3 protein-coding genes are annotated in these 4,404 nt (G+C 44.8%); 2 read left to right on the forward strand and 1 reads right to left on the reverse strand.

The window, feature by feature from the left end:
- Window positions 1-1,815: DNRLRE domain-containing protein (locus tag ACQY6F_RS18250; protein ID WP_428776486.1), on the forward strand; the 1,815-nt coding region annotated here is incomplete at its 5' end.
- A gap of 167 nt (window positions 1,816-1,982) precedes the next feature.
- Window positions 1,983-3,815 (forward strand): glutamine--fructose-6-phosphate transaminase (isomerizing), encoded by a 1,833-nt coding sequence (gene glmS, locus ACQY6F_RS18255; protein ID WP_428776488.1) that lies wholly within the window; start codon window positions 1,983-1,985, stop codon window positions 3,813-3,815.
- 205 nt (window positions 3,816-4,020) lie between these two features.
- Here the strand turns inward: glmS and ACQY6F_RS18260 are convergent.
- Window positions 4,021-4,404 (reverse strand): TetR/AcrR family transcriptional regulator (locus ACQY6F_RS18260; protein ID WP_428776490.1); only part of this gene is annotated, 384 nt, incomplete at its 5' end.

Below are 4,404 nucleotides of genomic sequence, written 5' to 3' on the forward strand. Positions count from 1 at the left end.
TTCTTAAACTTTGCCACTCAAGGAGTGTTTATTGGTTCGCGTAAAGTATATCTGGCCGCTCATATTGATGACATATTTATCGCAGATGAGATTTGGGATCCAGTAACCAATACCACTCCAGGTACACTTAGCTATCGAACCACACCTGAGGACGTTCAAAACATTATTAGTACTAATGGCCAGTTCGTTGGTGCTCATCCCGGCATCGTATCTGATTTCAAGCTGGACTTTGTTTACAACGGTATCGGGGCCGCAAGGTACTTAGGAACAATAAGTGATACGTATGTTGATTCAAAGCAATCGAATAGATCCTATGGCAGTGATCTAACTATGTACTCTTCATACAAATCTAGAAAAAAGAATGGCGATATGGCAAGTATTGCGCTATTTGAGTTTGATAAATATCTGGGGCTTTCACCAGATCTGGATGATTATATAGAAGCTAATAAAGCAGTATTAACTTTGACAACTGCTACTAATGTTTCGCGTCGTCCACGGGGGCAGATCTGTGTGGTAACTAATAGTTGGGATGAGTCAATCACATGGGACGATAATATAACGTTTGATTCATGCATAGACTATACGTATAAGAAAACCAAAGCCGATGATACCAAAGGAACCATAGAGGCAGACGTTACCGATATCGTCAACCAATGGTGGGAGTCACAAGGAAGCAACAACTTTGGTTTTGCGATGGTATCTGATGATGGCACCACTGTAGAAATACATACTAGAGAAGCTCTTAACCCAGATTTTCGTCCGCAACTTTTTCTGGAGTTTGTAGCCGATTCTAAACCATTGACCGATACAATAGTGGCAAATAAAGATCATTTCCGCTTTATCAACCATACGCTGACTCACCGGGATATGTATACCAGCGCGGGGGCTACTTACGATATTGCTTTTGCACAGATAGACGAAAACTTTAAAGTCTGGGAGGAACTTAATTTCCCCAATTATCTAAATGATTCAAAAGTACTGGTAACCGGTAACCACTCTGGACTGGAAGATGCCGAAAACTCAGATGGCGAGTACTCACCTGATTTAGTGACTCCGTATCCGTTGGGCCTGAACATGGCTTTCGTCGATGCGTTGGAACATTTGGGCATTGAATATCTTGCATCTGATTCGTCTCGCATATGTCAAAACAGAACACAGTTTTTACCATCTGTACCGGTTGAGACATGTGAGGAGCTAGCAGCAGCACCAAAAAGTAGCGTGATGTTGTTACCGCGTTACCCAACATCAGTATTTTATAATGTTACCACCCCGGCTGAGTTAACAGACGAATATAACTACATATTTTATGAACGTTATAAAGATCCTCTATCACCACTTTATGTGGAGGGAAGACCATGCGATGTATATCCAGGATCAATTTGCGAGCCTCGCATCTATGGCGAAATATTAGCGGCCGAAGCGGAAACAACACTGCGTCATATGCTGTCGTTCAAGCCGTGGCCACACTATTTCCATAGCTCGAATCTGCGCAATTATGGCGGTGGAGATACCTTGGTATATGACTGGTTGAATGCTGTAGTGGCTAAATACAATTCATTGTTGCAACTGCCAATAATTAACCTTGATTATTTTAGTAACGGTGAAATGAGTAAAGAAAAGCTTCTGGCCGAAGAAGCCAATGTAAGAGGGGTATGGGACAGAAACACCAATACCGTAACTGTTACCGCAGATAGCCCTGTAACCGTTCGAATGACAGGGGTTGATAGCAGCGATAATTATGGCGGTCAATTTCAATTGAAAGCTAACGTGGACCAAAACGGCGAAAGCTTTATTGTAAACCGCGCTCTTGATTAAGATGCCGTAAGGTTAATTTTACCAACTTAATAATAAAAACCCGAAAGCATACCGTCTTTCGGGTTTGTTTTTTCAACAAACTGTTTATTTACAAACACAGCAACACATCGTTTGTGTTGCACACGCGTTTCCTTTTTTAAGGCAACGCATTTAATGGAGTAAATATTATGTGTGGAATAGTAGGAGCAGTCGCACAGAGAGATGTCGCAGAAATTCTTGTAGAAGGCCTGCGTCGCCTGGAATACCGGGGCTATGATTCAGCCGGTGTTGTGGTCGTAAACAACGAGCACCAACTGACTCGGGTTCGCCGCCTGGGTAAAGTTCAGGAATTGGCGCATGCGGTAGAAGCGGAACAAGTATTCGGTGGTACCGGTATCGCTCACACCCGCTGGGCTACCCATGGTGAGCCCTCTGAAGCCAACGCTCACCCCCATATGTCCGGTGATATTGCCGTGGTTCACAACGGCATTATTGAAAACCACAATGTCCTGCGCGAGCGATTGCTCGATCGTGGTTACCGATTTGAATCCCAGACTGATACCGAAGTTATTGCTCATTTAGTGGAATGGGAACGGCGCGGAGCAAACTCTTTGCTAGAAGCAGTACAAAAGACCGCGCGGCAATTGGAAGGCGCCTACGGAACGGTTGTGATCGACCGTAATGATCCTTCGCGGTTGGTAGTAGCCCGCTCGGGTAGCCCTATTGTCATTGGTCTTGGTGTCGGGGAGAATTTTCTCGCCTCGGATCAGCTAGCGCTGTTGAGTGTGACACGCCGGTTTATTTATCTGGAAGAGGGTGATGTCGCCGAAGTGAGCCGTCGAGAAGTACAAATCTTTGACGCTAAAGGCAAGCCGGTGGAACGCGAAATCATTGAATCTATGGTTGAACAAGATGCGGGCGAAAAAGGCGGGTACCGCCACTTTATGCAGAAAGAGATATTTGAGCAGCCAAGGGCGCTGACCAGCACCATGGAGGGCCGTATCAATATCGATTCCGTTGTAACGGAAAGTATCGGTGTTAATGCCGTTGAAATCCTGAGTAAAGTTGAACATGTCCAGATTATTGCCTGCGGGACTTCGTACAATGCAGGCATGGTGTCTCGCTACTGGTTCGAAGACATTGCCGGAGTCAGTTGTGATGTCGAGATCGCTTCTGAATTCCGTTATCGAAACTTCGTTACCCGCCCTAACAGTTTGCTGATTACACTGTCTCAATCCGGTGAAACCGCTGATACATTAGCAGCGATGCGCCTGGCCAAAGAACGGGGTTACATGGCCATAATGACAATCTGCAATGTGTCGGGTTCATCCATGGTTCGTGAAGCCGATATTGCCTTTATGACCCGGGCAGGAACCGAGATTGGTGTTGCTTCAACCAAAGCTTTTACTACTCAATTGGCCTCGCTATTAATGCTGGTGACTGCGATTGGTAAAGAGCAGGGCAGAATAAATAACGGTAGAGAAGCTCGAATAGTAGAAGCTATCCATGCGTTGCCGGCAGATGTCGAAAGCGCCCTGGCGTTTGAGAAACAGATACAGCTGTTAGCAGAGGATTTTGCAGACAAGCAGCACACGCTGTTCCTCGGTCGGGGAGAGTTCTATCCCATTGCGATGGAGGCGGCGCTGAAACTAAAAGAGATCTCTTATATTCATGCTGAAGCCTATGCTGCAGGGGAGTTGAAGCATGGTCCACTGGCATTGATTGATGCTGATATGCCTGTGGTAGTGATTGCGCCCAATAACGAGCTGTTGGAAAAGCTCAAATCCAATGTAGAGGAAGTGCGTGCAAGAGGTGGATTGCTGTACGTTTTTGCTGATGAAGAGTCCGGCTTTGAAGAAGATGAACATATGAAAATCATCTCCATGCCACATGTCAGTGATTTAACCGCACCAGTGTTTTACACCATACCAATGCAACTGCTGGCTTACCACGTTGCTTTAGTCAAAGGTACCGATGTCGACCAGCCTCGTAACTTAGCCAAAGCGGTAACGGTTGAGTAGTTTCTAACTTGACAACAACTTAACTGCGGGAGAGGAATAAAGTCTCATACTGAAACGGCAGTGTTCTCTGCCGTTTCTAAATCACAAATGCCCCATTCCTTTCTAGCATTAGAGTCAGTACACATATCTTGTGTCATGAGTTGACCTACTTTTGGTAATGCTAACAGTGGCTACGATACTACTGGCTATTCAGTCGCTCATTTCATCAAAACTCTTCTTTTAAACATTTCCATATCACTGTTTTTATCAAGAAACTGTTTGAGTCTAGCTTGTTGGGTAAGGCTGAGGCCGTTACAGAGTAACCTTCGACGTACGGAATAAAGATCGAAATAGCTTGCGACAATGCTTTCTCACTGACTGCAACTGGTCTGAATTTTTCAGCAATAATCTTGTAGTAGGACTGATAGTATTCAACGACATATTGTTGGATAACATCATTTCTTGTTGAGATCGCCCAGTACTCACGAAAAATACGACACATTTCGGATAGTTCATGCCCATGAACCAAAAACTCACGTACTAAATTCTCAACTTCATCTTCAGAGGTTAGCTCAGGCATATCTTTCATCGTGATTAAGCACTGTTGAAA

Source organism: Vibrio sp., assembly GCF_050299255.1.
In the GTDB taxonomy this organism is placed as follows: Bacteria; Pseudomonadota; Gammaproteobacteria; order Enterobacterales; family Vibrionaceae; genus Vibrio.

What these genes read in the sequence shown, in the direction of transcription:
- glmS (WP_428776488.1), top strand. Translation starts at nt 1,983, where the DNA reads ATGTGTGGAATAGTAGGAGCAGTCGCACAGAGAGATGTCGCAGAAATT.